The 24,215-nt window shown below is 72.7% G+C and carries 22 protein-coding genes and 1 riboswitch; of the genes, 11 read left to right on the top strand and 11 right to left on the bottom strand.

All coding sequences use genetic code 11. From position 1 onward, the window contains the following. Nucleotides 1-137: 137 nt before the first annotated feature. On the bottom strand, nt 138-725 hold the full coding sequence (locus ACZ5XZ_RS03940) for a Uma2 family endonuclease (protein WP_468974360.1): 588 nt from the start codon (nt 723-725) through the stop codon (nt 138-140). 108 nt (nt 726-833) lie between these two features. Between ACZ5XZ_RS03940 and ACZ5XZ_RS03935 the strand changes: the two genes are divergently transcribed. From ACZ5XZ_RS03935 to ACZ5XZ_RS03920, 4 genes are all read left to right on the top strand, one after another. After that, complete coding sequence (locus ACZ5XZ_RS03935) at nt 834-1,337, top strand: GNAT family N-acetyltransferase (RefSeq protein ID WP_468974355.1); 504 nt, start codon at nt 834-836, stop codon at nt 1,335-1,337. A 126-nt stretch (nt 1,338-1,463) separates the two neighbouring features. Next, a riboswitch (cobalamin riboswitch) is annotated at nt 1,464-1,614 on the top strand. Nucleotides 1,615-1,776: 162 nt separating this feature from the next. Then, complete coding sequence (locus ACZ5XZ_RS03930; RefSeq protein ID WP_468974353.1) at nt 1,777-4,224, top strand: ribonucleoside-diphosphate reductase subunit alpha; 2,448 nt, start codon at nt 1,777-1,779, stop codon at nt 4,222-4,224. After that, a complete protein-coding gene (locus ACZ5XZ_RS03925) occupies nt 4,224-5,282 on the top strand; it encodes a ribonucleotide-diphosphate reductase subunit beta (protein WP_468974351.1) in 1,059 nt (352 codons plus the stop codon). The genes ACZ5XZ_RS03930 and ACZ5XZ_RS03925 overlap by 1 nt, the downstream gene beginning before the upstream one ends. A gap of 109 nt (nt 5,283-5,391) precedes the next feature. Then, nucleotides 5,392-7,374, top strand: a complete 1,983-nt coding sequence (locus tag ACZ5XZ_RS03920; RefSeq protein ID WP_468974349.1) for a transglycosylase domain-containing protein — start codon at nt 5,392-5,394, stop codon at nt 7,372-7,374. Between the two features lie 186 nt (nt 7,375-7,560). Here the strand turns inward: ACZ5XZ_RS03920 and def are convergent, their stop codons facing one another. The 6 genes from def to ACZ5XZ_RS03890 all read right to left on the bottom strand — a co-directional run bounded on the left by def (nt 7,561) and on the right by ACZ5XZ_RS03890 (nt 13,882). After that, a complete protein-coding gene (gene def, locus ACZ5XZ_RS03915; RefSeq protein WP_468974347.1) occupies nt 7,561-8,205 on the bottom strand; it encodes a peptide deformylase in 645 nt (214 codons plus the stop codon). A 67-nt stretch (nt 8,206-8,272) separates the two neighbouring features. Then, nucleotides 8,273-9,271, bottom strand: a complete 999-nt coding sequence (locus tag ACZ5XZ_RS03910) for a tetratricopeptide repeat protein (protein WP_468974345.1) — start codon at nt 9,269-9,271, stop codon at nt 8,273-8,275. 449 nt (nt 9,272-9,720) lie between these two features. Further along, on the bottom strand, nt 9,721-11,082 hold the full coding sequence (locus tag ACZ5XZ_RS03905; protein ID WP_468974343.1) for an HD-GYP domain-containing protein: 1,362 nt from the start codon (nt 11,080-11,082) through the stop codon (nt 9,721-9,723). Next, nucleotides 11,079-12,569: an HD-GYP domain-containing protein gene (locus ACZ5XZ_RS03900; protein WP_468974341.1), complete on the bottom strand. Its 1,491-nt coding sequence runs from the start codon at nt 12,567-12,569 to the stop codon at nt 11,079-11,081. The genes ACZ5XZ_RS03905 and ACZ5XZ_RS03900 overlap by 4 nt, the downstream gene beginning before the upstream one ends. 201 nt (nt 12,570-12,770) lie before the next feature. Continuing rightward, nucleotides 12,771-13,181: a mycothiol system anti-sigma-R factor gene (rsrA, locus tag ACZ5XZ_RS03895; protein WP_468974340.1), complete on the bottom strand. Its 411-nt coding sequence runs from the start codon at nt 13,179-13,181 to the stop codon at nt 12,771-12,773. Next, nucleotides 13,178-13,882 carry a sigma-70 family RNA polymerase sigma factor gene (locus tag ACZ5XZ_RS03890; protein ID WP_468974896.1) on the bottom strand — a complete coding sequence of 235 codons (705 nt, stop codon included), beginning with the start codon at nt 13,880-13,882 and terminating at the stop codon, nt 13,178-13,180. The genes rsrA and ACZ5XZ_RS03890 overlap by 4 nt, the downstream gene beginning before the upstream one ends. Nucleotides 13,883-14,189: 307 nt before the next feature. On the opposite strand from ACZ5XZ_RS03890, the gene ACZ5XZ_RS03885 reads away from it, so the two are divergent. Continuing rightward, a complete protein-coding gene (locus ACZ5XZ_RS03885; RefSeq protein WP_468974338.1) occupies nt 14,190-14,807 on the top strand; it encodes a helix-turn-helix domain-containing protein in 618 nt (205 codons plus the stop codon). A gap of 24 nt (nt 14,808-14,831) precedes the next feature. Here ACZ5XZ_RS03885 and ACZ5XZ_RS03880 read toward each other — a convergent pair whose 3' ends face one another. Beyond that, nucleotides 14,832-15,479 carry an alpha/beta hydrolase family protein gene (locus ACZ5XZ_RS03880; protein ID WP_468974336.1) on the bottom strand — a complete coding sequence of 216 codons (648 nt, stop codon included), beginning with the start codon at nt 15,477-15,479 and terminating at the stop codon, nt 14,832-14,834. 70 nt (nt 15,480-15,549) lie between these two features. After that, a complete protein-coding gene (locus ACZ5XZ_RS03875) occupies nt 15,550-16,380 on the bottom strand; it encodes an SOS response-associated peptidase (protein ID WP_468974334.1) in 831 nt (276 codons plus the stop codon). A 35-nt stretch (nt 16,381-16,415) separates the two neighbouring features. Here ACZ5XZ_RS03875 and ACZ5XZ_RS03870 point away from each other — a divergent pair, with 35 nt between their 5' ends. The 4 genes from ACZ5XZ_RS03870 to ACZ5XZ_RS03855 all read left to right on the top strand — a co-directional run bounded on the left by ACZ5XZ_RS03870 (nt 16,416) and on the right by ACZ5XZ_RS03855 (nt 20,149). Next, the gene (locus tag ACZ5XZ_RS03870) at nt 16,416-17,129 is read left to right on the top strand and encodes a M50 family metallopeptidase (RefSeq protein ID WP_468974332.1); all 714 of its coding nucleotides are present in this window, start codon (nt 16,416-16,418) and stop codon (nt 17,127-17,129) included. Between the two features lie 156 nt (nt 17,130-17,285). After that, nucleotides 17,286-18,650, top strand: coding sequence for a 3-phosphoshikimate 1-carboxyvinyltransferase (gene aroA, locus ACZ5XZ_RS03865; RefSeq protein ID WP_468974330.1), 1,365 nt, complete (start codon nt 17,286-17,288; stop codon nt 18,648-18,650). Between the two features lie 14 nt (nt 18,651-18,664). After that, complete coding sequence (gene rsgA, locus ACZ5XZ_RS03860; protein ID WP_468974328.1) at nt 18,665-19,672, top strand: ribosome small subunit-dependent GTPase A; 1,008 nt, start codon at nt 18,665-18,667, stop codon at nt 19,670-19,672. Between the two features lie 153 nt (nt 19,673-19,825). Then, the gene (locus ACZ5XZ_RS03855; RefSeq protein WP_468974326.1) at nt 19,826-20,149 is read left to right on the top strand and encodes a DMT family transporter; all 324 of its coding nucleotides are present in this window, start codon (nt 19,826-19,828) and stop codon (nt 20,147-20,149) included. A gap of 118 nt (nt 20,150-20,267) precedes the next feature. Here the strand turns inward: ACZ5XZ_RS03855 and ACZ5XZ_RS03850 are convergent, their stop codons facing one another. Next, a complete protein-coding gene (locus ACZ5XZ_RS03850) occupies nt 20,268-20,999 on the bottom strand; it encodes a TetR/AcrR family transcriptional regulator (RefSeq protein ID WP_468974324.1) in 732 nt (243 codons plus the stop codon). Nucleotides 21,000-21,207: 208 nt separating this feature from the next. Here ACZ5XZ_RS03850 and hisN point away from each other — a divergent pair, with 208 nt between their 5' ends. Together hisN and ACZ5XZ_RS03840 are read left to right on the top strand one after the other, a co-directional pair. Further along, entirely contained in the window at nt 21,208-22,011 is an 804-nt protein-coding gene (hisN, locus tag ACZ5XZ_RS03845) for a histidinol-phosphatase (protein WP_468974322.1), read from the top strand. A 162-nt stretch (nt 22,012-22,173) separates the two neighbouring features. Continuing rightward, nucleotides 22,174-22,575: a CBS domain-containing protein gene (locus ACZ5XZ_RS03840; protein ID WP_384442932.1), complete on the top strand. Its 402-nt coding sequence runs from the start codon at nt 22,174-22,176 to the stop codon at nt 22,573-22,575. A 143-nt stretch (nt 22,576-22,718) separates the two neighbouring features. Here the strand turns inward: ACZ5XZ_RS03840 and ACZ5XZ_RS03835 are convergent, their stop codons facing one another. Next, a complete protein-coding gene (locus tag ACZ5XZ_RS03835; RefSeq protein WP_468974320.1) occupies nt 22,719-24,182 on the bottom strand; it encodes a catalase in 1,464 nt (487 codons plus the stop codon). Between the last annotated feature and the right edge of the window lie 33 nt (nt 24,183-24,215).

The raw sequence follows: 24,215 nt of genomic DNA, 5'->3' as shown, positions 1-24,215 counted from the left end.
TTTTTTCCGATCCCTGGGAGGAACGGCCGCGGGCCGTGGGGGGGGAACGGGGGGGGAAGTGAGGCGCAGGACACCCACGAGGACGGGACCGCTCCCCCCCTCGGGTCCCCAGCGGCCCATTCGCATGGGGAGAGGTGTCAGTTCACCCAGTCCTTGAGCGGCTCGGTGTCCAGGGTGATGCCGACGGGGTCCGGCAGGTGGAGCGACTTGCCGTACGGCACGGTGTGAATGGTCTCGTATCGGCCGTGGTCGGGCTCGCTGTAGACCGAAACCTCACAGGCTCCCCGGTCGACCAGCAGATAGAGCGGGATGCCGGTCTCCGCATACGCACGAGGCTTCTCCACCCGATCACGCTGATCGGTGTCCGAGTCATAAGAGGTGACCTCGACGACCATGAGCACCGGGTCAGGAGCCGCCCATTCGCCTTGGCCCACGAAGGCACCGCTGGGTGCGAGTTCGCCGTCCGGACGGGCCCGGCCGCCGCGATACCCCTGTACCTTCAGCCCCTGGTCCGGGTAGAGCCACAGCTCGGGGCGCGCCTGAATGCACATGCGCGTGAGCCACTCGATGATCCGACCGTGGTCCCCGTCCGGCACAGCCTTGCTCCTGATCTTCCCGTCGATGAACTCCAGCCGAGCGCCTTTCTCCAGGCGGGCGAGTATCCGGGCGGCCTCTTCAAAGTGCTCGGTCTCCATGATGTGCACCCGGTCAGCAAGCGCGCTCATAAGGCCTTCTCCTTCTTGTGTCGGCCGGAGCAGGGAACCTAGAACCGACGATAGCCGAGGCCGCCGACAACCACCCCGCCCTCAACCCCACCCCCCACACTTGACCCCATGGACATCACGATCAGGCCCGTGCGGCAGGCGGAGTTCGGTGTGGTCGGTGAGTTGCTCGTGGCTGTCTATCTGGCCGACGGGCTACTGGTCTCCGGGGAGAGCGACACCTACGCGGCGACGCTGCGGAGGGTGGCCGAGCGGGCGGAGCAGGCCGAGGTGCTGGTGGCCGTGGAGGGGCCGGAGGAGCGGGTGGTGGGGACGGTCACCTTCTCCGCGTACGGGAGTCCGTATGCGGAGCTGGCGGGCCCCGGCGAGGGGGAGTTCCGGATGCTGGCGGTACGGCCCGAGGGGCGCGGACGAGGGGTCGGGGAGGCGTTGGTGGCGGTGTGTCTGGAGCGGGCGCGGGCGCTCGGACTGAGCGGCATGGTGCTGTCCACCCCGCGGCACGTACTGCCCGCCCACCGGCTCTACCGGCGGCTGGGATTCGCCCGCGCCGAGGAGCGGGACTGGGAGCCGGTACCGGGGATCACGCTCTGGGCGTTCGTGCGGAAGGTGGCCTGAAAGGCGCTCCAGGCCCGGCCCGAGGACCGTTCCGGGCACTCCCCCGCCCCCTGGCGCTTCGCACACCTGTCGGAGTGGTATGAGGCGGCGACACAAGATGTGGGGGTGCACGCGAGGAGCAGCACAAGATGTATGCTCGTCCTCGCTGTCGCCGCAGGGGAATCCGGTGGGAATCCGGAACTGTCCCGCAACGGTGTAAGAGCGCGCCCAGTGGCCCGATGAGGGCCCTGCCGCGCGCCCGTGAAGTCCGAGGACCTGCCGACGGTACGCCCGCACCGCCATCGGTGCGGACGTCGATACGTCCGGGCCCCGAGGGTTGGGCCGGTGGACGCCGCGCGGTGTGCCCGCGCACCCCTGACCGTCACGGGGTGCCGCACGCGCGCGTGCGGCCGTCGCGCCCCGCCCCTCCTGGCCCCCGCCGAGTGAGGGAGAGCATCACGTGACCATCGCGCCAACGGAACCCGCGTCAGACGCCGAGGTCGTGCAGCCTGCGGTGACCACGCCCGCCGCCCCCGCCGACGGCGGCCCGGGCGAGGCCGGGCAGGACGGTCCGGGCGTCGCGCTGCTGCGCACCCTGACGAAGCTGACCGAGGACCTGACCGCGACCGACCCCGGCAAGGTGGCCGCCGCCGCCCTGCGGGGCCGGTACGAGGGCGCGGGCGAGTCCGAACTGCGGTCGCTGGCCATCGAGGCCGCGGCCGGACTGATCGGTGACGAGCCGCAGTACTCCAAGCTCGCCGCGCGGCTGCTCACCCTCTCGATCTCGGAGGAGGCGGCCGCACAGGGGGCGGTCGCCTTCTCCGCCTCCGTCGAAGTCGGCCACCGCGAGGGGCTGATCGCCGACGAGACCGCGGAGTTCGTACGGACCCACGCCGCCCGGCTGGACGCCCTGGTCGACCAGGCGCTCGCCGACGGCGCCGACGACCGGTTCGGGTACTTCGGGCTGCGCACCCTGCACTCGCGCTACCTGCTGCGCCACCCCACCACCCGCCAGGTCGTCGAGACGCCCCAGCACTTCCTGCTGCGAGTGGCCTGCGGCCTCGCCGAGGACGGCAGCGAGCGCGCCCTGGACGACGTCGCCGAGCTGTACGGCCTCACCAGCTCGCTGTCGTACCTGCCCTCCTCCCCCACCCTGTTCAACTCCGGCACCCGCCACCCGCAGATGTCGTCCTGCTACCTGCTGGACTCGCCGCTGGACGAGCTGGACTCGATCTACGACCGCTACCACCAGGTGGCGCGGCTGTCCAAGCACGCCGGCGGCATCGGCCTGTCGTACTCCCGTATCCGCGCCCGCGGTTCGCTGATCCGCGGCACCAACGGGCACTCCAACGGCATCGTGCCGTTCCTGCGCACCCTGGACGCCTCGGTCGCGGCCGTGAACCAGGGCGGCCGGCGCAAGGGCGCCGCCTGCGTCTACCTGGAGACCTGGCACGCCGACATCGAGGAGTTCCTGGAGCTGCGCGACAACACCGGTGAGGAGGCCCGCCGGACCCACAACCTGAACATCGCGCACTGGATCCCGGACGAGTTCATGCGCCGGGTGGAGGCGGACGCCGACTGGTCGCTGTTCTCCCCCTCGGACGCCCCGGAGCTGGTGGACCTGTGGGGCGAGGAGTTCGACGCCGCCTACCGCAGGGCCGAGGCCGAGGGCCGGGCGCTCAAGCAGATCCCGGCCCGGGTGCTGTACTCCCGCATGATGCGCACCCTGGCGCAGACCGGCAACGGCTGGATGACGTTCAAGGACGCCGCCAACCGCACCGCCAACCAGACCGCCGAGCCCGGCCAGGTCGTGCACTCCTCCAACCTGTGCACGGAGATCCTGGAGGTGACCAACGACGGGGAGACCGCGGTCTGCAACCTGGGGTCGGTCAACCTCGCGGCCCACCTGGGTGACAACGGCGAGATGGACTGGGAGAAGCTGGACGCCACGGTCCGTACCGCCGTCACCTTCCTCGACCGGGTCGTGGACATCAACTTCTACCCGACCGAGCAGGCCGGGGCCTCCAACTCCCGCTGGCGCCCGGTGGGTCTGGGCCTGATGGGCCTTCAGGACGTCTTCTTCCGGCTGCGGCTGCCCTTCGACTCGGCCGAGGCGCGGGAGCTGTCGACCCGGATCTCCGAGCGGATCATGCTCGCCGCGTACGAGGCGTCCGCCGCTCTCGCCGAGCGGCACGGCCCGCACCCGGCCTGGTCGTCGACCCGCACCGCCCGCGGTGTGCTGCACCCGGACCACTACCCGAACGCCGAGCCCCGCTGGGCGGACCGCTGGGCGGCGCTGCGCACCCGGATCGCCACGACCGGGATGCGCAACTCGCTGCTGCTGGCGATCGCGCCGACCGCGACCATCGCCTCGATCGCGGGCGTGTACGAGTGCATCGAGCCGCAGGTCTCCAACCTCTTCAAGCGCGAGACGCTGTCGGGCGAGTTCCTGCAGGTCAACGCGTATCTGATCGAGGAGCTCAAGGCGCTTGGGCTGTGGGACGCGCGGACCCGTGACGCGCTGCGCGAGGCCAACGGCTCGGTGCAGGACGTCGATTGGATCCCCGAGGAGGTCCGGGCGCTGTACCGCACCGCCTGGGAGATCCCGCAGCGCGCCCTGATCGACATGGCCGCGGCCCGTACGCCCTTCATCGACCAGAGCCAGTCGCTGAACCTCTTCATGGCGTCGCCGACCATCGGCAAGCTCAGCTCGATGTACGCCTACGCCTGGAAGCGCGGCATCAAGACGACGTACTACCTGCGTTCGCGCCCGGCGACCCGGATCGCCCAGTCGGCCCGCGGCACCGCGGCCGCCGGCTCCCCCGTACCCGTCCCGCAGCAGGCCACCGACCCCGAGGCGGTCGCCTGCTCCCTGGAAAACCCCGAGTCCTGCGAGGCCTGCCAGTAATGACCACCGCGCCTGATACCCCCAACGCCGCCGCCACGCACACGGCCACCACCGGCGCCAAGAACCTCCTCGACCCGGGCTTCGAGCTGACCCTTCGGCCCATGCGGTACCCGGAGTTCTACGACCGCTACCGCGACGCGATCAAGAACACCTGGACCGTGGAGGAGGTCGACCTCCACTCCGACGTCGCCGACCTCGCCAAGCTCTCGCCGGGCGAGCAGCACATGATCGGCCGGCTGGTCGCGTTCTTCGCGACCGGTGACTCGATCGTCGCCAACAACCTCGTGCTGACGCTCTACAAGCACATCAACTCCCCCGAGGCGCGGCTGTACCTGAGCCGTCAGCTCTTCGAGGAGGCGGTGCACGTCCAGTTCTATCTGACGCTGCTGGACACCTACCTCCCCAACCCGGACGACCGAGCCGCCGCCTTCGCGGCCGTGGAGAACATCCCCTCCATCCGGGAGAAGGCCGAGTTCTGCTTCAAGTGGATGGACTCGGTCGAGAGCATCGACCGGCTGGAGTCCAAGGCCGACCGGCGCCGCTTCCTGCTGAACCTGATCTGCTTCGCGGCCTGTATCGAGGGGCTGTTCTTCTACGGCGCCTTCGCCTACGTCTACTGGTTCCGCTCGCGCGGTCTGCTGCACGGGCTGGCCACCGGCACCAACTGGGTCTTCCGCGACGAGTCCATGCACATGGACTTCGCGTTCTCGGTGGTGGACACGGTCCGCGAGGAGGAGCCCGGCCTCTTCGACGACAAGCTGGAGCAGCAGGTCACCGAGATGCTCAAGGAGGCCGTCGAGGCCGAGCTGCAGTTCGGCCGCGACCTGTGCGGTGACGGCCTGCCGGGCATGAACACCGAGTCGATGCGCGAGTACCTCCAGTGCGTCGCCGACCAGCGGCTGCAGCGCCTGGGATTTGCTCCCGTGTACGGATCGGAGAACCCGTTCTCCTTCATGGAGCTGCAGAACGTCCAGGAGCTGACCAACTTCTTCGAGCGCCGGGCCTCCGCCTACCAGGTCGCCGTCGAGGGCTCGGTCTCCTTCGACGACGACTTCTAGACCCGGGGAATCGAAGGACCCGCGACGCCCCGTCAGCCCTGGTCATGCGCCAATGTGAGCGTTCTGTTACCTCGGCAACCGGAGCCGCGGCCACCACATCTCTGTGGATATGAAGGCCACGAAGGGGCGCCGTCGGTTCATCGACTATCCGCGCCAGGGACGAGAGGGTCCGCGCCGCTGGCTGCCGTCATGGCGGCTGTGGCTCGGCACCCTCTCGTTCGGCATCCTCTGCCTGGCGGGGCTGTTCACTGTCGTGTACGCGACGATCGACATTCCGAACGAGAACGAACTCGCCGGGCAGGAAGCCACCGTCTACTACTGGGCGGACGGCAGCCAGATGGTGAGCGTGGGCGCCGTCAACCGGCAGAACGTCACCCTCGACAAGGTGCCCGACTCGGTCGAGAACTCCGTGATCGCCGCGGAGAACGCCACCTTCTACAGCGACCCCGGCGTCTCCCTGCAGGGCATCGCCCGCGCCGTGGTCAACATGGTCTCCGGCGAGGAGACCCAGGGCGGCTCCACCATCACCCAGCAGTATGTGAAGAACACCTATCTCTCGCAGGACCAGACGATCACCCGCAAGGCGAGGGAGTTCATCCTCTCGCTGAAGGTGAGCAACCAGAAGTCCAAGCCGGAGATCCTGCGCGGCTACCTCAACACCAGCTGGTTCGGCCGCGGTTCCTACGGAATCCAGGCGGCCGCCCACGCGTACTACGGCATCGACGCCAAGAACCTCAACCCCAGCCAGGGCGCACTGCTGGCCGCCCTGCTGAAGGGGTCGGAGCAGTACGACCCGGGGCTGAGCAAGGCCAATCACCAGCGGGCCGTGGAACGCTGGAAGTGGATACTCGACCGGCAGGTCGCCACCGGCAAGATGAGCAGGCAGGAGCGGGCGAAGTACCGCACGTTCCCCGAGCCGCGCACACTGTCGAAGCCCACCAGCCAGGCCGGCCAGATCGGCTATCTCGTCGATATCGCCAACAAGTTCGTCAAGGCCGGCACCGGCCTGACCGACAAGGACCTGGCGCGCGGCGGCTACCGCATACACACCACCTTCGACAAGCAGCTCACCCGCCGCCTGGAGGAGGCCGTGAGCGACGTCCGCCGCGAGAACCTCCACCCGAAGGAGCGCGCGGCCGACACCTATGTCGAGTTCGGCGCGGCCTCCGTACGCCCCAAGGACGGGGCGATCCTCGCCCTGTACGGCGGCAGGGACGCCACCCGGCACTTCAGCAACAACGCGGACACCTCGGCCGTCCCGGCCGGCTCCGCCTTCAAGCCGTTCGTGCTGGCGACCGCGCTCCAGCAGCAGGTCGACGGGCCCGACGCGGACACCGAGCGGCCCGAGGACACCGGTGAGATGAGTCCGGTGGACTGGGAGAGCGAGGTCGGGGATCTGCGCGGGGCGCTGATGAAGGCCCAGAGCCCGCCGTTCGTGCAGGCCGGGCAGCGCCTCGGCCTGGACCGGATCCGGGATCTGGCGGTGGAGGCGGGGCTGCGCGAGGAGAGCATGGCACCCCTGGAGCAGACCTTCCCGCTGGGCACCTCGGCACCCAGCGCGATACGGATGGCGAGCGCCTACACCACCTTCGCCAACGGCGGACTGCACGCCGACCCCTACGCGGTGACGTCGATGACCTACGACGGCAGGAAGATCCGCGGCTTCGACCGCGCCGAGCCCCAGCAGGTCCTCGACGCCGGGGTCGCCCAGCAGGTCTCCGCGACCCTGGAGGGGCTGGGCTGGCGCACCCTGGGAGCGCCGGACGACGCGGCGGCCAAGCGGCCGGTCGCGGCCGGCCGCACCGAGCCGGGCGACCGGATGAAGTCGGCGTGGTTCATCGGCAGCCCGTCGTCCACCGACCCGGAATTCGGCCCCGGCCCCGGCACGGGCAAGGAGGACTGGGGCGGCATCCGCCCCGACCGCGCGCCCGGCGCGGATGCCGACGCCGAGCCGACCACGGCCGTCACCATGTTCCGCAACAAGCCGGGCGCGCCCGAGCTGCTGCCGATGCAGGGCGTCGGCGGCGACGACACGGGGCTGGGCACCACCCTCCCCCCGAAGGTCTGGAGCGCCTACCAGAAGGCGTCCTGACGGGGCCGGGGGGGGGGGGGGGGGGGGGGGGGGGGGGGGGGGGGCGGGAGGGGGGGGGGGGGGGGGGGGGGGGGGGGGGGGGGGTGGGGTGGGTACGACGTACCCCCTCCCCTCCCCCCCCCCCCCCCCCCCCCCCCCCCCCCCCCCCCCCCCCCCCCCCCCCCCCCCCCCCCCCCCCCGCCCGCCTCAGTCGTTGGGGACGACGGGGTAGCGCGGCTCCAGCTCGGCCATCTGCTTCAGCGCGGCCTTGCGGTCCCGCTTGCTGAGCCGGTCGATGTAGAGGTAGCCGTTGAGGTGGTCGGTCTCGTGCTGCAGGCAGCGCGCGAAGTAGCCGGTGCCCCGGACCGCGATCGGCTCGCCCTCGGCGTTCTGGCCGCGGCACACGGCGTAGTCGGGACGGGCCAGCTCGGCGTAGGCGCCCGGCACGGACAGGCAGCCCTCGTTGGAGTCGTCCAGCACCCGGCGCTCGGCCGGCAGCTCGTCCAGCACCGGGTTGCAGATCGCGCCGACGTGCCGGACGCCCTGGTCGTCCATGCAGTCGTAGACGAAGACCTTCAGGTCCACACCGATCTGGTTGGCGGCCAGGCCCACGCCCTCGGCGGTGCGCTGGCTGGCGAACATGTCGTCGATGAGCCCGGCGAGCTCGTCGCCGAAGTCCGTGACGTCCTTGCACTCCTTGTGGAGCACCGGATTGCCGACGACCGTGATCGGCCGCGAGGTACCGCGCCCGCGGTGGGCGGCCTCCCGCTCCTCGGCGTCCGTGACGTCGTCGACGAACTCGTCGTCCACCCGCTCGTCACCGTCTTGGTCAAACACAGGCTGCTGGGCCATCTCCGCCGTACGCCTTCCTCAAAACCCTGTTAGTCGCCCTACAGCCTACGGCGGCGCGGGCGGAGGCTCAGCAGACCTCTTCGAGGTCGCGCCATTCCCGGGTGTCCGGGCTGTCCGCGACCCAGCCGTCCAGCAGCCCGCGGACCAGGGCCGACGGCGCGGCGATACCGCACTCGCGCTCGGGCACCCACAGCGAACCCGAGCCGGCGGTGCGGTGCCCGAGCGGGCCGGGGTGACCCGGCTCACTGTGGTCGTGCGGGTCCAGGTGCTCGCCGTCGCCCTCGTCGCTGGGCATCCGGCTCTCCGAGCACGTACGGCACAGCAGCCGGACGGAGGAGGACCAGTCCTCGGCGGCGAAGCCGGCGTCAGCCGCCAGCTGCTCCAGGGCGTCCCGGTCGGCCTCCGTGGCGGCCTCCAGGAGCACGACCCAGGTGGGCACCGGGGAGGGCGCCCACAGCTCGATCTCGTCGAAGACCGGAAACGCCCTGGTGGTCCCGTCGGCGTCGACGGTGGTCCGCTCGCCGTGCGGGACGCCGTCGTGCAGCACCACCTCGCCCCAGCGCCGCCCGGAGGACGGCAGCGGGATCGACAGCACCTCGATACGGGCCGGGTCCAGCCGGCGGCCCCAGACCACCTCGGCCTCGCCCTCCGGGGAGAGCCGGACGGCGGCGCTGCCCAGGGCCATACCGTGCGGTTCGCCGGACGGCGAGCCCTCACTGGGCACCTTGAGGCCGTACGCCTGCCAGGCGCGGCGGGCCAGCGGCCAGTCCTGCAGGGCGGTGGCGGCGATGCCGACGTTCCACCAGTCGGGCGCCCCGCTCTCGCGGTCCAGCAGGGCGACCGCGCGCAGGCCGGCGGCCCGGGCCTGCTCCCAGTCGTGCCGGAACTTGTGCAGCAGGGCGAGGTTGAACCAGGACTCGGACAGCCACGGCTCCATGTCCGCGGCGCGCGTCAGCAGCGCGCCCGCGTCGTCGTAACGGCCGTCGCCGATCAGCGTGAAAGCGCGGTCGGTCGCCTGCCGCCACGAGGCGGAGGGCCGGTGCCGTACCTTGCCGAAGATCCTCACGATTCCCGCCTGCTGGTTGCTCTCGATGCCGCTCCGGAGGTGCCCCGGACGGCGCCCGGGGCCCTTCTGGGGACCTACTCGACAACCTGCCACAGATTGCCGTCGGGCTCAGCCTGGTTTGCTGTGCCCCCCTGCGGCTCCTTGCCTTCGCCCGCCCCCTTGAATCCCCCTGTGGGGGGCTTCCTTCGCATCCAACCATGCCCATCTCGAAGGGCGCTCATTACCCATGGGTTCCCTCCCGCCGGACGCCCGGCGGCGGCTCAACCACGGGGTTTCGGGGCGTTCGGAGCCCGCGGGACCATGACGGACCCGCGGGCCCGTGGGAGAGCCGCTCACGGCCCTTCCGGGGCCATTTCCGACCTTACCGGCGGATAGTCGTCCGTGAAGGGGTTCCGCAGGACGGATCGGGCGGGCAGGCCCGTGACCCGCGCCCCACAAGGTCACTCATGTCACACCAGCCCGCCGCCACTCCCCAGCACCCGGGCCAGCGCCTCGACGACCAGGGGTTCGTGCTCCCGCGCGGTGGCCAGCCGCAGCCGCTCCAGGGCGCGCAGCGCGCCTGCGGTCCCCGCGGCCCCGCCCGACAGGTCGTCGTAGGCGTTGACGGTGCGGACGATACGGGCCGTGACCGGCTGGTCCCGGTACGGATCGGCCTGCCGCTCGACGATCACCGCCACCTCCGGGGGAACCCCGGTCTGCCGGACAACGGCGCCGCCCAGCAGGGCGATCCGGCGCTGCTCGGCGGGCGGCAGCGGCGCCGTCGCCCCGGCCGGCACCGGGTCCAGCAGCGACAGCTGGCCGATGTCGTGCATCAGGGCGGCGTGTTCCAGCACGTCCAAGTCCGGCTCGCTCAAGCCCAGTTCGCGCCCCACCGCGCGGCTGAGCGCGGCCACCCGGCGGGCGTGGCCGTGCGGGGTGTAGCCGGCGATCTCGGTGGACCGGGCCAGCGAGGCGATGGTCTGGCGGTAGGTGGCGCGGACGGCCGCGAACCGGCGAAGGGCGAACTGGGTCAGCAGCAGCGGCAGACAGAACACCGGCAGCGCCCACAGCCCGGCGACCGCCGTGGCCAGCGAGATCACCACCCCGGTGGCGCAGATCGCGGTGCCGGTGCCGAGCAGCGCCCGCAACTCGTCGCGCAGCAGCGGCCCGTAGGGCCAGCCCGTACGGGCCCGGGCGAGCGCCGCCGCCAGTACCGCGTCGCACAGCGCGGTCAACGCCAGCAGCCCGACCAGCAGCAGCGGGCGGAGGGGCCCGGACGCCGCCCAGCCGCCCAACGCCCCGGTGGTGTGCAGGGGGTGGAAGCAGGTGGCGGCGAAGCCGACGGTCAGCACCCCGCGCGCGAGCGGGTCGAGCGCCGGCCCCCGGCCGCGCGCGAGCCGCGGGACGAGCCCCACCAGGCCGGCCGCCAGGACGACGGCCACGGTCTGCGGGACGCCGTGGGCCGTGGGCGCTCCGCCGGCCTCGCCGAGCAGCGCGTACGCGAGCGCACCGGCCGCACCGAGCGGTGCGGCCTCCCGCTCCCCCGGCTCCGGCCGGTGCCCGCCCGCCGGCGCCGGACCCCACCCGACCAGCTCACCGACCGCGATCAGCACGCCGAAGGCCAGCGCGACCCCCGGCCGGTCCAGCCCGTCCCACAGGGTCCGGCCGAGCGACCAGCAGGCCAGGGCCGCGGCAGGGGCGTAGACGGCGGCGACGACGGCGCTGCCGGGGACGGCCGGCCGGCGGGGGCGCGGGGGCCGGGCGGTGCGGTCGCGTCGACCGCCCCGAGCGCCGGGGCGGAGGGTGCCGGCGGGCTCCTCGGGGGCGGTCATCGCACACCGCCCTGCCGGGGCCCCGCGGCCCGCTCCGGGCGTGCGGTCGCCGCGACCCCACCGCCCGGCCCACCGGCCCGTTCCGGCGCCGGCCCGGGCGCCACCGCAGCGGGCACGGTGCGGCCGTCCGGCCCGTCCGGCCCCTCAGGCGTGACGTTTCCTCTACCGCCCCGCGCCGAAGGCGGCTCCCCGTCCGCCGCCGTCACCAGGTCCGGGTGCCAGCCGTAGCGGTCGAGCGACGCGGCCAGCGCCCGGACCATTCGCGGGTCGAACTGCGTGCCGGCGCACTTGCGCAGCTCCGCGACCGCCACCGGCACCGGGCGGGCCCGGCTGTAGGAGCGGGTCGAGGTCATCGCGTCGAAGGCGTCGGCGACCGCCACCACCCGGGCGAACTCCGGGATCTGATGCCCCTTCAGGCCGTAGGGGTAGCCCCGGCCGTCCAGCCGCTCGTGGTGGTGCAGGATGGCCGACCGCGCCTCCCCCAGGAATCCGATGCCCCGCACGATCTCGTGCCCGTACTCCGGATGCAGCTCGATGACCCGGCGCTCCTCCGGGGTCAGCGGCCCGTCCTTGCGCAACAGCCGGGTCGGGACGCCGAGTTTGCCGACGTCGTGCAGGATGCCGGCGAACCGGAGCACCTCCATCCGGTCCTCCGCCATGCCCAGCTCCCGGGCGATCATCACCGAGGCGCGGCCGACCCGCTCGCTGTGCCCGCGGGTGTAGCGGTCCTTGATGTCCACGGCCTGGACCAGGGCGCGGATGGTGGCCTGATGGGCGGCGCGCTCGCGGTGGTAGCGGTCGAAGACCCAGCAGGACAGGTGCATCGGCAGCAGCACCAGCAGCGCCGCCGGCGGCCCGTAGGAGCTGCACCACAGCACGGCCATCATCAGCCCGGCCAGGCCGTGCACCAGGTGCGGGCCCAGCGAGCGGGCCAGCAGCCCGCGCCAGGCGGTGCGTACGGGGTGGCGCTCGGCGGTGACCAGCACCCCGCCCTCCAGCGCGGCCGGCACCGCGCAGAAGGCCACCGCGGCGGCCGCGGCGGGCAGCAGCAGGTCGGGGAACCGCGGTGCGGACAGCGAGTGGTGGCCGATGGCCCGGAAGACCTCGGCGGCCGCACAGCAGGCCAGGGCCACCGCGGCGGCGTGCCAGATGCGGCGGGCGGCGGCCGAACGGGCGGCGGCCGGTGCGAGCAGCGCTCCGGGGACGGCGGTCAGCGCGGCCAGCGGCGGCGGCAGCAGGAAGGCCCCGGCGAGCAGGACGGGAGCGGCCCAGCCGGGACCCGCGTACGACGGCGTCCCGGACGGCGCCCGGCCGTCGGACAGCGGCCGGCGGCGGACCTGTTCGCACAGTGCGTAGAGGGTGGCCAGGGCCAGGGCGCCGGTCCAGGGGGCGCCGGCACCGAGCCGTAACGCGGGGGCGGTGCACAGCGTCGCGGCCAGCGCGACGCAGCCGATGTACCCTCGCGCGGCCGCCGGCAGTCCCCGCATCGCGCCCTCCTCAGCATGCCCACCGCTCTCCCCCGGCTCTCGGGGAGCGGGGAAACCCTCGCGGCCGCGGTGCGCTCGCGTCGCATCCGCGGTGCGCCGGGGTTCGGTGAGAATAGAGGGGCCGGGGCGCCAGAGAGGGCGCATCGGCGGATCGGGCGGCTCTGACCGGCCTGCCCTCACCCCTTCGGGTGATGTGCTGCCTTATTCGGCGCGCGTGGCCTTCGTCCGTGCATCGGCGGAGCCGGCCGCGTCGGACGGGCCGGCGGCCTCGCCCGCGCCGGCAGCCGCGTCCGCCTGCTCCCGCTGCGCCTGCTCGTGTCGGGCCTGTTCGAGCACGCTCACCTCGGGCACGGCCTCGCCGGCCCGGATCAGGTCGATCCGCCCCATGACCTTGGAGCGCAGATCGCTGGGGACGTCGTCATGGCCGCAGCAGCGCTTGACGAGCTTCTTGACGGCCTGCTCCAGGCCGTACTTCTCCAGGCACGGCGAGCATTCGTCGAGATGCACCTGGAACTCCGCGCACTCCCCGGCGGGCATCTCGCGGTCGAGATACTCGTAGAGGTGGTCAAGGACCTCTGAGCAGTCCTTCTCGTGCGGGTCTCCGCAGCTCATGATCCCGAGCCTTTCCGGTCGTGCGACTCCGACGTCCGCGCGGCCTGCGGGTCCGCGGCCGCCGCCCCCGCCGGGACCAGCCCGCGCTCACGGGCGTAATCCTCCAGCATGCCGCGCAGCTGGCGCCGGCCGCGGTGCAGCCGGGACATCACCGTGCCGATGGGTGTCCCCATGATGTCCGCGATCTCCTTGTACGCAAACCCCTCGACATCCGCGAGGTATACCGCGATGCGGAACTCCTCGGGGATCGCCTGGAGCGCGGCCTTCACGTCCGAATCCGGCAGGTGGTCGAGCGCCTGGGACTCGGCCGAGCGCAGGCCCGTCGACATATGCGACTCGGCGCGCGCCAGCTGCCAGTCCTCGATCTCGTCGGCGGCGCTGCGCTGGGGCTCGCGCTGCTTCTTGCGGTAGGAGTTGATGAAGGTGTTCGTGAGGATGCGGTACAGCCAGGCCTTGAGGTTGGTGCCCTCCCGGAACTGGTGGAAGGACGCATACGCCTTGGCGTAGGTCTCCTGCACCAGGTCCTCGGCGTCGGCCGGATTGCGCGTCATGCGCAGCGCGGCGGAGTACATCTGGTCCAGGAAGGTGAGCGCGTCCCGCTCGAAGCGCGCGTTTCGCTCGGTCGCGCTCTCCTGTCGGCGCGCGGAATGCTCCTCGGCCGTGCCGTCGGTCCCTGCGTCGGTACCGGTGACCGGACCCACCTCCTCCAACACCGTCACGGATCCGGAAGCGGACCCACTCGAATCGGAGAATAGACGACGATCCGGTGCCGCCGCCGCTCCAGCCAGGGCGGGCTGCGTCACCTGCATCTGCGACCACGGCAGGTCTGCGGCCGGGCGGGCCGGGCAAGCGATTCCCATGCGGCGGACTCCCATTCCTCATGCTTCGCCGGACGTACTCCACTACCTACGACACCCACAACAGCCGCGTACGCCGGGTCATTCCCGCTCCGGACACCGATCTTCGCCAGGAGTTGACAAACCGCGTTGCCCCTTCGGCAATGGAGGGGTGGACGACACAGCACGGGACGACACGAACGGCACGGACGGCGGCGCCTATGAACGGGTGCTCAGCGAGGTGGGCCCGCGGCTGCGGCGGCTGCGCCAGGAGCGCGGGGTGACGCTCGCCGCGCTGTCCGAGGTGACCGGCATCTCGGTGAGCACCCTCTCGCGCCTGGAGTCCGGCGGCCGTCGGGCCACCCTCGAACTGCTGCTGCCGCTCGCGCACGCGCACCAGGTACCGCTGGACGAGCTGGTGGGAGCGCCGGAGGTCGGCGATCCGCGGGTCCGCGCGGTGCCGGTGCGGCGCGGGGACCGCACGGTGGTGCCGCTGACCCGCCAGCCGGGCGCCCTGCAGGCGTTCAAGCTGGTCATCGACCCGGGCGGCGGGCCACCCGAGCAGCGTACGCACGAGGGGTACGAGTGGTTCTACGTGCTGTCCGGGCGGCTGCGGCTGCTGCTCGCCGACCGCGACGTGGAGCTGCGGGCCGGCGAGGCCGCCGAGTTCGACACCCGGCTGCCGCACTGGTTCGGCCCCGCGGGCGACGAGCCGGTGGAGCTGCTGAGCCTGTTCGGCAGGCAGGGCGAGCGGATGCACGTACGGGCCCGGCCGCGCGGGCAGGGGTGAGCGGCGGCCGGGCCGGCGGTGAGGTCAGCCGAACATCCCGTCGAGCCAGGCCGCCACGGCCTCCGTGAGCACCGCCATCGACTCCGCCTCGTCGACGCCCGCCTTCTTCGGCACCGCGAAGCCGTGGTCGCCGTGCGCGACCTCGGTGATCCGCGTCCCCGGCGGGAACTCCGCCGGTCGGCCGAACGGGTCGCGGCCGCCCTGGACGACCAGGGTCGGCACCCCGGCGCCGGTCAGCTCGTCCGCCCGGGACTTCTCCGGCCGCCCCGGAGGGTGCAGCGGGAAGCTGAGCGCCAGTACCGCCTCGGCGCCCAGCTCCCGCGCCGTACGGCAGGCCACCCGGGCACCCGCGCTCCGGCCGCCGGCGACCACCGGCAGGCCCGGCTTCTCCAGCGCCGGCCACAGCGCGGTCCACCCGGCGTCCAGGGTCTTCGGCGCGGGCGCCACCTTCTTGCCGGCCACCCGCCACGGCTGCTCGACCAGCGCCACGGTGTAGCCGCGGGCCGGCAGCGCGGCCGCCAGGGCCCGCAGATCGCGTGCCTCGATGCCGCCGCCGGCGCCGTGGCTCAGGGCCACCACGGCCCGGGCCGGCGTCGCCTCGCGGTGCCAGGTGATCCGGGCGTCGCCCGCCGGTGTCGCGACCGTCTCGGTCTCCATCGCCCCTGTACTCATACGCCCCATCCTGCCCGCGCCGGCGCGCGAAGGGACACCGCAGCACGCCGGCGCCCGCGGCGGGCCGCTGTCAGAACAGGGTGCCGACCTCCGGCCCGTCGAGCTCGGTGAGCAGCTCGGGCCCGTTGTTGCGGACGTTGCTGACCTCGGTGGGGACGGGGTAGGCCCGCATCAGGCCGGGCGGCGGGGGCGCGAGCAGCCCGCGCAGCTCGTCGGGGTCCGTACGGGCCGGGTCGAGCCAGGCGTCCCAGCGGTCCGGGGGCAGCACCAGCGGCATCCGGGGGTGGATCTCGGCCAGCGACCGCGGCCCCTCGCCGCCGCCCGCCCCGGCCAGCGCCGTGGACTCGGCCTCGGTGGTGACGACCGTGCAGGTCACCCACCAGGCCAGCGGGTGGTCGCCGGGCAGCGTCCGGTCCCGCCAGAACTCGTACAGTCCGGCCATCGCCATCACCGAGCCGTCCGCGGGGGTGACGAAGTACGGCTGCTTACGGGGCCGCTTCTTCCTGCCCTGCTCCTCCAGCTGCCGCTCGGCGGCGTCGGTGACCCACTCGAAGTAGCCGTCGCCGGGGAGCAGGCAGCGGCGGGTGGCGAACGCCTGCCGGAAGGACGGCTTCTCGTGCACCGTCTCGGCCCGCGCGTTGATCATCCGCGCGGCGCCCTCGGGTGACTTCGACCACGACGGGACCAGGCCCCATTTCAGCGTCCGCAGCTGGCGCACCGGGCCCGGCGGGAACGCGGCGGCCGCCTCGCCCTTGAGGGGACGCTCCAGCACCACGTGCACCGGATCCGTCGGAGCCACGTTCCAACTGGGCGCCAGGGTCTCCTTCGGCTCCCACTGCCGCACACCGAAGAGCCCCGCCACGTCCTCGGCCCGTCGGCTCGCTGCATACCTACCGCACATGCGTGCCACACTGCCATGCCACACGAAGGGGAGACATGGACACCGACCACCTCACCGACATATGGAGCCGCGTCTTCGGGACCCAGCCCGCTCCTTCGCTCTGGCTGGTGATCGTCACCGCGGTGCTCGCGCTGGGCGTCGTCGTCCCGAGGACCGCCTGGCGGCTGTCGCGCAACGCCGTCACCATCGCCCACGAGGGCGGGCACGGGCTGATCGCGCTGGTCACCGGCCGCCGCCTGGACGGCATCCGGCTGCACTCGGACACCTCGGGTCTGACCGTTTCGCGGGGCAAGCCGACCGGCCTCGGCATGGTGCTGACCGCGGCGGCCGGGTATACCGCGCCGTCCCTGCTGGGCCTTGCGGGCGCCGCGCTGCTCGCCGCGGGGCACATCACGGCACTGCTGTGGGGCGCGACCCTCCTGCTGCTGGCGATGCTGGTCATGATCCGCAATGCCTACGGCGTGCTCACGGTCGTCCTGGCCGGCGCCGCGTTCGTGCTGGTGTCCTGGCTGACGACGGCCGACGTGCAGGCGGCGTTCGCGTATGCGGTGGTGTGGTTCCTGCTGCTGGGCGGGGTGCGGCCGCCCTTCGAGCTGCAGGGCAAGCGGCGCCGGGGCGGAGCCGCGGACTCCGATCCGGACCAGCTGGCGCGGCTGACGAACGTCCCGGCGGCCCTCTGGCTCGGCCTGTTCCACGTGGTGACGCTGTGCTCCCTGATCGGCGGCGGGCGCTGGCTGCTCGGCCTCTGACGCCGCCGGCGGCCGCCCTGCCCGTACCACCGCGCCCGGTGGGGCCGCCGGTTGTGCGCGCCCGGCACGCGTGCTCACTACCAGTGCCGTGTTTCGGTGAGGTTGCGCCACTTTTGATCAAGATCGGCACCCTTGCCCAGCCATTAAAGTAAGGGCATGACCGAGAGCCCCGCACACCCCGCCCTGTGGCCCGCCCCCCTCGCCGCGGGGGCCGTCGATGCAACCGTCACGGTGCCCGGCTCCAAATCGGTCACCAACCGCGGCCTGGTGCTGGCCGCCCTCTCCTCCGAGCCCGGCTGGCTGCGCCGCCCGCTGCGCTCCCGCGACACGCTGCTGATGGCCGAGGCGCTGCGCACGCTGGGCGTCGGCATCGAGGAGACCGCGTCCTCCAGCTCCGCCGGCGCGGCGGGGCGGCCCGGCGGCGGTGAGGCCTGGCGGATCATCCCGGCGGGGCTGCACGGCCCGGCCACCATCGACGTCGGCAACGCCGGCACGGTCATGCGCTTCCTGCCGCCGGTCGCCGCCCTCGCCGACGGCCCGATCCGCTTCGACGGCGACCCGCGCTCCTACGAGCGCCCGCTCGGCGGCGTCATCGACGCGCTGCGCGCCCTGGGCGCCCGGATCGACGACGACCACCGCGGCGCGCTCCCGATGACCGTCTTCGGCGGCGGCGCCCTGGACGGCGGCCCGGTCGAGATCGACGCCTCCTCTTCCTCCCAGTTCGTCAGCGCCCTGCTGCTGTCCGCGCCGCGCTTCAACCAGGGCGTCGAGGTCCGGCACGTCGGCGCGGCGCTGCCGTCGATGCCGCACATCCGGATGACCGTCGACATGCTGCGCAGCGTCGGCGCGCAGGTGGACACCCCCGAGGCCGGCGGCGAGCCGAACGTCTGGCGGGTCACGCCGGGCGCGCTGCTCGGCCGCGACCTGGTCGTCGAGCCGGACCTGTCCAACGCCCAGCCGTTCCTGGCCGCGGCGCTGGTCACCGGCGGCCGGGTCACCATTCCGGACTGGCCCGAGCACACCACCCAGCCCGGTGACGCGCTGCGCGAGATCTTCACCACCATGGGCGGCTCCTGCGAGCTGACCGAGCACGGCCTGACCTTCACCGGCAGCGGCCGGATCCACGGCATCGACGTCGACCTGAGCGAGGTCGGCGAGCTGACCCCGGGCATCGCCGCGGTCGCCGCGCTGGCCGACTCCCCGTCCACGCTGCGCGGGGTGGCGCACCTCCGGCTGCACGAGACCGACCGGCTGGCCGCGCTCACCAAGGAGCTCAACGAACTCGGCGGCGACGTCACCGAGACCGCGGACGGGCTGCACATCCGGCCGCGCCCGCTGCACGGCGGGATCTTCCACACCTACGAGGACCACCGCCTGGCCACCGCCGCCGCGGTGATCGGACTCGCGGTCGAGGGGGTGGAGGTGGAGAACGTCGCCACCACCGCCAAGACCCTGCCGGACTTCCCCGCGCTGTGGCGGGACATGCTCGACCCGGCGGCCGTCCCCGCCCGGAGAGCCTGAGGGGTACCGCCGCCATGCGCCGCTACGGCAAGAACCCCGACGAGGACGACATCCGCGTCCGTCCCAACCCCAAGGGCAACCGCCCCCGCACCAACATCCGCCCCAAGCACGAGGACGCCGGCGCGGGCCTGGTCCTGACCGTCGACCGCGGCCGGCTGACCTGCCTCATCGAGGGCCGTACGGTCACCGCGATGAAGGCCCGCGAACTGGGCCGCAAGAGCGCGGTGGTCGGCGACCGGGTCGCCGTCGTCGGCGATCTGAGCGGCACCAAGGACACCCTCGCCCGGATCGTCCGGGTCGAGCCGCGCACCTCGACGCTGCGCCGTACGGCCGATGACGACGACCCCTACGAGCGGGTCGTGGTCGCCAACGCCGACCAGCTCGCGATCGTCACCGCGCTCGCCGACCCCGAGCCGCGCCCCCGGCTCATCGACCGCTGCCTGGTCGCCGCCTACGACGCGGGCCTGGACCCGCTGCTGGTGCTGACCAAGTCCGATCTGGCCTCCGCGGACACCCTGTTGGAGTCCTACGGCGCGCTCGGTGTCCCCTACGTCGTCACCAACCGCGACGAGCTGGCCGACGGCAGCGCCGCCGAGCGGGTCAGGGCCGAGCTGACGGGCCATATGACCGCGTTCGTCGGGCACTCCGGTGTCGGCAAGACGACCCTGGTCAACGCCCTGGTCCCGGAGCGCCGTCGGGCCACCGGCCATGTCAACGCGGTCACCGGCCGCGGCCGGCACACCACCACCTCCGCGCTGGCCCTGCCGCTGCCCGGCGACTCGGGCTGGGTCATCGACACCCCGGGGGTGCGCTCCTTCGGGCTGGCGCACATCGACCCGTCCCGGGTCATCCACGCCTTCCCCGACCTGGAGCCGGGCACCGCCGACTGCCCGCGCGCCTGCAGCCATGACGAGAAGGACTGCGCGCTGGACGCCTGGGTCGGCGACGGTCACGCCGAACCGGCCCGCCTCTATTCGCTGCGCCGTCTGCTGGCCACCCGCGAGCGACGCGAGGGCGACTGACCGCCGGCGCTTCTCCTGCCGCCCGCCCTGGGTGAAGGCATAATCACACAAGGTCGGCGAACTGGTGACGGGGCCCTGGCCACCCGGACGGGGCCCGGACGAGTGCGGGTGACGCCCTGCCGCTACTCATCCGGCTGACGGAGGCAATGGGTCATGGCGTGGCTGCTGGTGGTGGTGGCGGGGATCCTGGAGACCGGCTTCGCGGTCTGCCTGAAGCTCTCGCACGGCTTCACCCGTCTGTACCCGACCATCGCCTTCGCCGTCTTCGCGCTGGGCAGCTTCGGCCTGCTGACGCTGGCCCTGCGCAAGCTGGACGTCGGCCCGGCGTACGCGGTGTGGACCGGCATCGGCGCGGCGGGCACCGCGATCTACGGCATGGTCTTCCTCGGCGACCTGGTCTCCACGCTGAAGATCGTCTCCATCACGATGGTCATCGTGGGCGTGATCGGGCTGCAGTTGTCGGGGTCCGCGCACTGAGGTCCGGGCACTGAGGTCCGGGCACTGAGGTCCGGGCACTGAGGTCCGGGCCGGCGCCACCGGCGCACCGGGCGTCGCCCGCCGGCCGCCGCACGCCCGTCACCGCAGTGACGCTCCGTCAGTGCCGGGCGCCCGACTCCGCGCCGTCCGGCAGCCGCGCGAACGCCCCCCGTACGAGCCGCGACACCGCCTCCGTCTCCGCCTCCCGCCGCGTCCGCCGCGCCGGCAGGCGTCCCGACGCCGGCCCCGCCCCCGCCCCCGCCGCCGGGGCGACCACACAGGACAGCGTCAGCCGCGCCGCGGTCTCGCAGGCGGCGCCCAGGGCGGCCCGCTCCTCCTCGGGCCAGCCCGGCTCCAGCACCGCGACGGCCTGATCGCGGAGCCGGCCGACGAGCTCGGCGGGCTCGGGCAGCGGCCCCTCGGCGGACGGCGCCCTGCGCTGCGCGGGGACGCCCGGCCGGGCGCTCCCGGCCGGCGCCGGGTCCGCCGCCGGAGCCGGCAGCCGGTCTCCCCAACAGCCGGTCAGCGCGGCCTTGACCAGGGGGTTGACGCGCGCGGTGCGCAGCGTCCAGGTGGCCACGGCCGCCATCCGGGCCGCCGCGTCGGCCCGCGTCCCGGCGTCCGGGGTGCCGCCGCGGGCCAGCGCCCGGGCGACCCCGGCGAGGTAGCCGTCGGTCTCCCGGCGCACCAGGGCGCGGGCGAGGCCCTCCTTGCTGCCGAACTCGTTGTAGAGCGTCTGCCGGGAGACCCCGGCCGCGGCGGCGACATCGACCATCCGTACGGCCGTCCAGGCCCGGGCCAGCAATGCCGTATAGGCGGCATCCAGCAGGGATTCACGCGCTGCGGACATCCATCGCCTCCCCGGCCGCCGGCCCAGGTGGCCGGTTTTCGCACAGAATTGACGTGGCATCAGGGGCTGTCAAGGGGCGTGACAGCCCCATCGCCCCGCGCCCCCGCGCCCGTCGCGCTCCGGCGCCGCCCCCCGGCCGGAGCACACCACACGCCGGGCGGACCGTGGCCGTGTGGCTCCGGCGTATACCAATGGATACTGTTCGCACATGCCCGACTATCACGATGATCTTCGCCTCGGCCATGTACTCGCCGACGCCGCGGACGCCGCCACCATGGAGCGCTTCAAGGCGCTCGACCTCAATGTCGAGACCAAACCGGACATGACGCCGGTGAGCGAGGCGGACAAGGGCGCCGAGGAGCTGATCCGCAGCCAGCTCCAGCGGGCCCGGCCGCGGGACGCGGTGCTCGGCGAGGAGTTCGGCAGCGAGGGCGCGGGGCCGCGCCGCTGGATCATCGACCCGATCGACGGCACGAAGAACTACGTCCGCGGGGTGCCGGTCTGGGCGACGCTGATCGCGCTGATGGAGCGCGGCGAGGGCGGCGACCGCCCGGTGGTCGGCATCGTCTCCGCGCCGGCGCTCAACCGCCGCTGGTGGGCCGCGGAGGGCCTGGGGGCCTTCACCGGCCGCAGCCTGACCTCCGCGACCCGGCTGCAGGTGTCCAAGGTCGGCCGCATCCAGGACGCGTCGTTCGCGTACTCCTCGCTCACCGGCTGGGAGGAGCGCGGCAACCTCGCGGGCTTCCTCGACCTGAGCCGGGACTGCTGGCGCACCCGGGCCTACGGCGACTTCTGGCCGTACATGATGGTCGCCGAGGGCTCGGTGGACATCTGCGCGGAGCCGGAGCTCTCGCTGTGGGACATGGCGGCCTGCGCGGTGGTGGTCAAGGAGGCGGGCGGTCAGTTCTCCGGTCTGGACGGCAAGCCCGGTCCGCACAGCGGCAACGCGGCGGCCTCCAACGGCCTGCTGCACGAGGATCTGCTGAGCTACCTCGGCGACGACAAGCGCTGACCTGCGCCAACGCGGTTGAGGGGGCGGGGAATCGGACTGGCGTCCAACACCCGCCCCTTGTTGCATCGACGACGGCATGTGAACATGAGAATCCCCCACTTTGTGAACTTGTGAATTCCTTCGCAAGCACATTCACCAAGGAGGTGGCTCCGCTCCATGCCCATGTACGTCAAAGACGCCATGAGCACGGTGGTCCTCACCATCGGGCCCGCTCACACCCTCCGCCAGGCGGCGCAGCTGATGGCGGCCCGCCGCATCGGCTCGGCCGTGGTCCTCGACAACGACAACAGCGGCATCGGCATCCTCACCGAGCGCGACATCCTCAACTCGCTGGGCGCGGGCGAGAACCCCGACCGGGAGACCGCCCAGACCCACACCACCCCCGACGTGGTCTTCGCCGCCCCGGACTGGACCCTGGACGACGCCGCGGACGCCATGGTGCGCGGCGGCTTCCGCCATCTGATCGTGCTGGACGGACATGAGCCGGTCGGCGTCGTGTCCGTGCGCGACATCATCCGCTGCTGGTCACCCGCCGCCGCACGAGCGGGTGCCGTACCGGCCTGACACCAGGGCCGGATACGCGAAGAGGCCGGAGCCCATCGGCATCCGGCCTCTTCGGTTGTTACGGCAAGCGGCACCCGGGCAACCCCCACGGCGAGCCACCGCATCCGCGAGAGCGGTGGCAGCCCGGCCGCACAGGGCCCATGTCAGCCGCGCAGGGCCTGGACCGCGGCTTCCAGCCGCTTGCCGTAGTCCGCGTCCGCCTTGCGGAAGTTCTCGATCGCCCGCTGGGCGATGTCGTCGCGGGAGACCTGGGCGATGAAGCCCGCCAGGTTGCCGATCAGGCGCTCCTTCTCGTCCTCCGACATCAGGCGGTAGAGGTTGCCGGCCTGGACGAAGTCGTCGTCCTCGGCGTGCGAGGGCGCGGCCTGCTCACCCGTGGCGCCGGTGACGGACGCCGGCTGCCACAGCGGCCGACCGGTCTCGACCGGACCGCCGAAGCTGTTGGGCTCGTAGTTCTTCTGGCCCGCGTGGCGGCCGTCGTAGAGCAGCCCGTCCCGGCCGTGGGTGCGCGCCTCGGTGGCGTGCGGGCGGTTGACCGGCAGGTGGTCGGCGTTGATGCCGACGCGGTAGCGGTGCGCGTCGCCGTACGCGAAGAGACGGCCCTGCAGCATCTTGTCGGGGGACGGGCCGATACCCGGCACGAAGTGGTGCGGGGAGAAGATCGACTGCTCGACCTCGGCGAAGATGTTCTGCGGGTTGCGGTTGAGCTCCAGCTTGCCGATCTCGATCGGCGGGTAGTCCTCGTGCGGCCAGACCTTGGTCAGGTCGAACGGGTTGAAGCGGTAGTTCGCCGCGTCGGCCGCGGGCATGATCTGCACCTGCACGGTCCAGGTCGGGAAGTCGCCCCGCTCGATGGCCGTGCGCAGGTCACGCTGGTGGCTGTCCGGGTCCTCGCCGGCGAGCTTGTTGGCCTCGTCCTGGGTGAGGCTCTTGATGCCCTGGTCGGTCTTGAAGTGGTACTTGACCCAGAAGACCTCGCCCGCCTCGTTGTTCCACTGGAAGGTGTGCGAGCCGTAGCCGTTCATGTGGCGGTACGAAGCCGGGATGCCGCGGTCACCGAACAGCCAGGTCACCTGGTGGGTGGACTCGGGCGACAGACCCCAGAAGTCCCAGACGTTGTCCGCCTCCTGCGAGCCGGTGTACGGGTCGCGCTTCTGGGTGTGGATGAAGTCCGGGAACTTGATGGCGTCCTTGATGAAGAACACCGGGGTGTTGTTGCCGACGAGGTCGTAGTTGCCCTCCTCGGTGTAGAACTTCAGCGCGAAGCCGCGCGGGTCACGCACCGCGTCGGCGGCACCGAGGTTGCCCGCGACCGTGGAGAAGCGCAGGAAGGTCTCGGTCTGCTTGCCGACCTCGGAGAGGAACTTGGCGCGGGTGTACTTGGTCACGTCCGCGGTCACCGTGAACGTGCCGTACGCACCGGCGCCACGGGCGTGCACTATGCGCTCCGGTATGCGCTCGCGGTTGAAGTGCGCCAGCTTCTCGATCAGGAGCTGGTCCTGGATGAGGCCGGGTCCGCCGATGCCGGCCGTCTCGCTGTTCTGGTTGTCCGCGACCGGAGCCCCGGTCTCCGTGGTCAGCGGTCCGGTGCTGCTCTCTACCGACACGTGCGCCTCCTGAAGTCTTCTACACCTGCCCTT

This window comes from Streptomyces sp. NPDC033270 (assembly GCF_055576575.1).
Note: the sequence above shows the minus strand (reverse complement) of the source record. Positions and strands in the feature narration are given on the sequence as shown.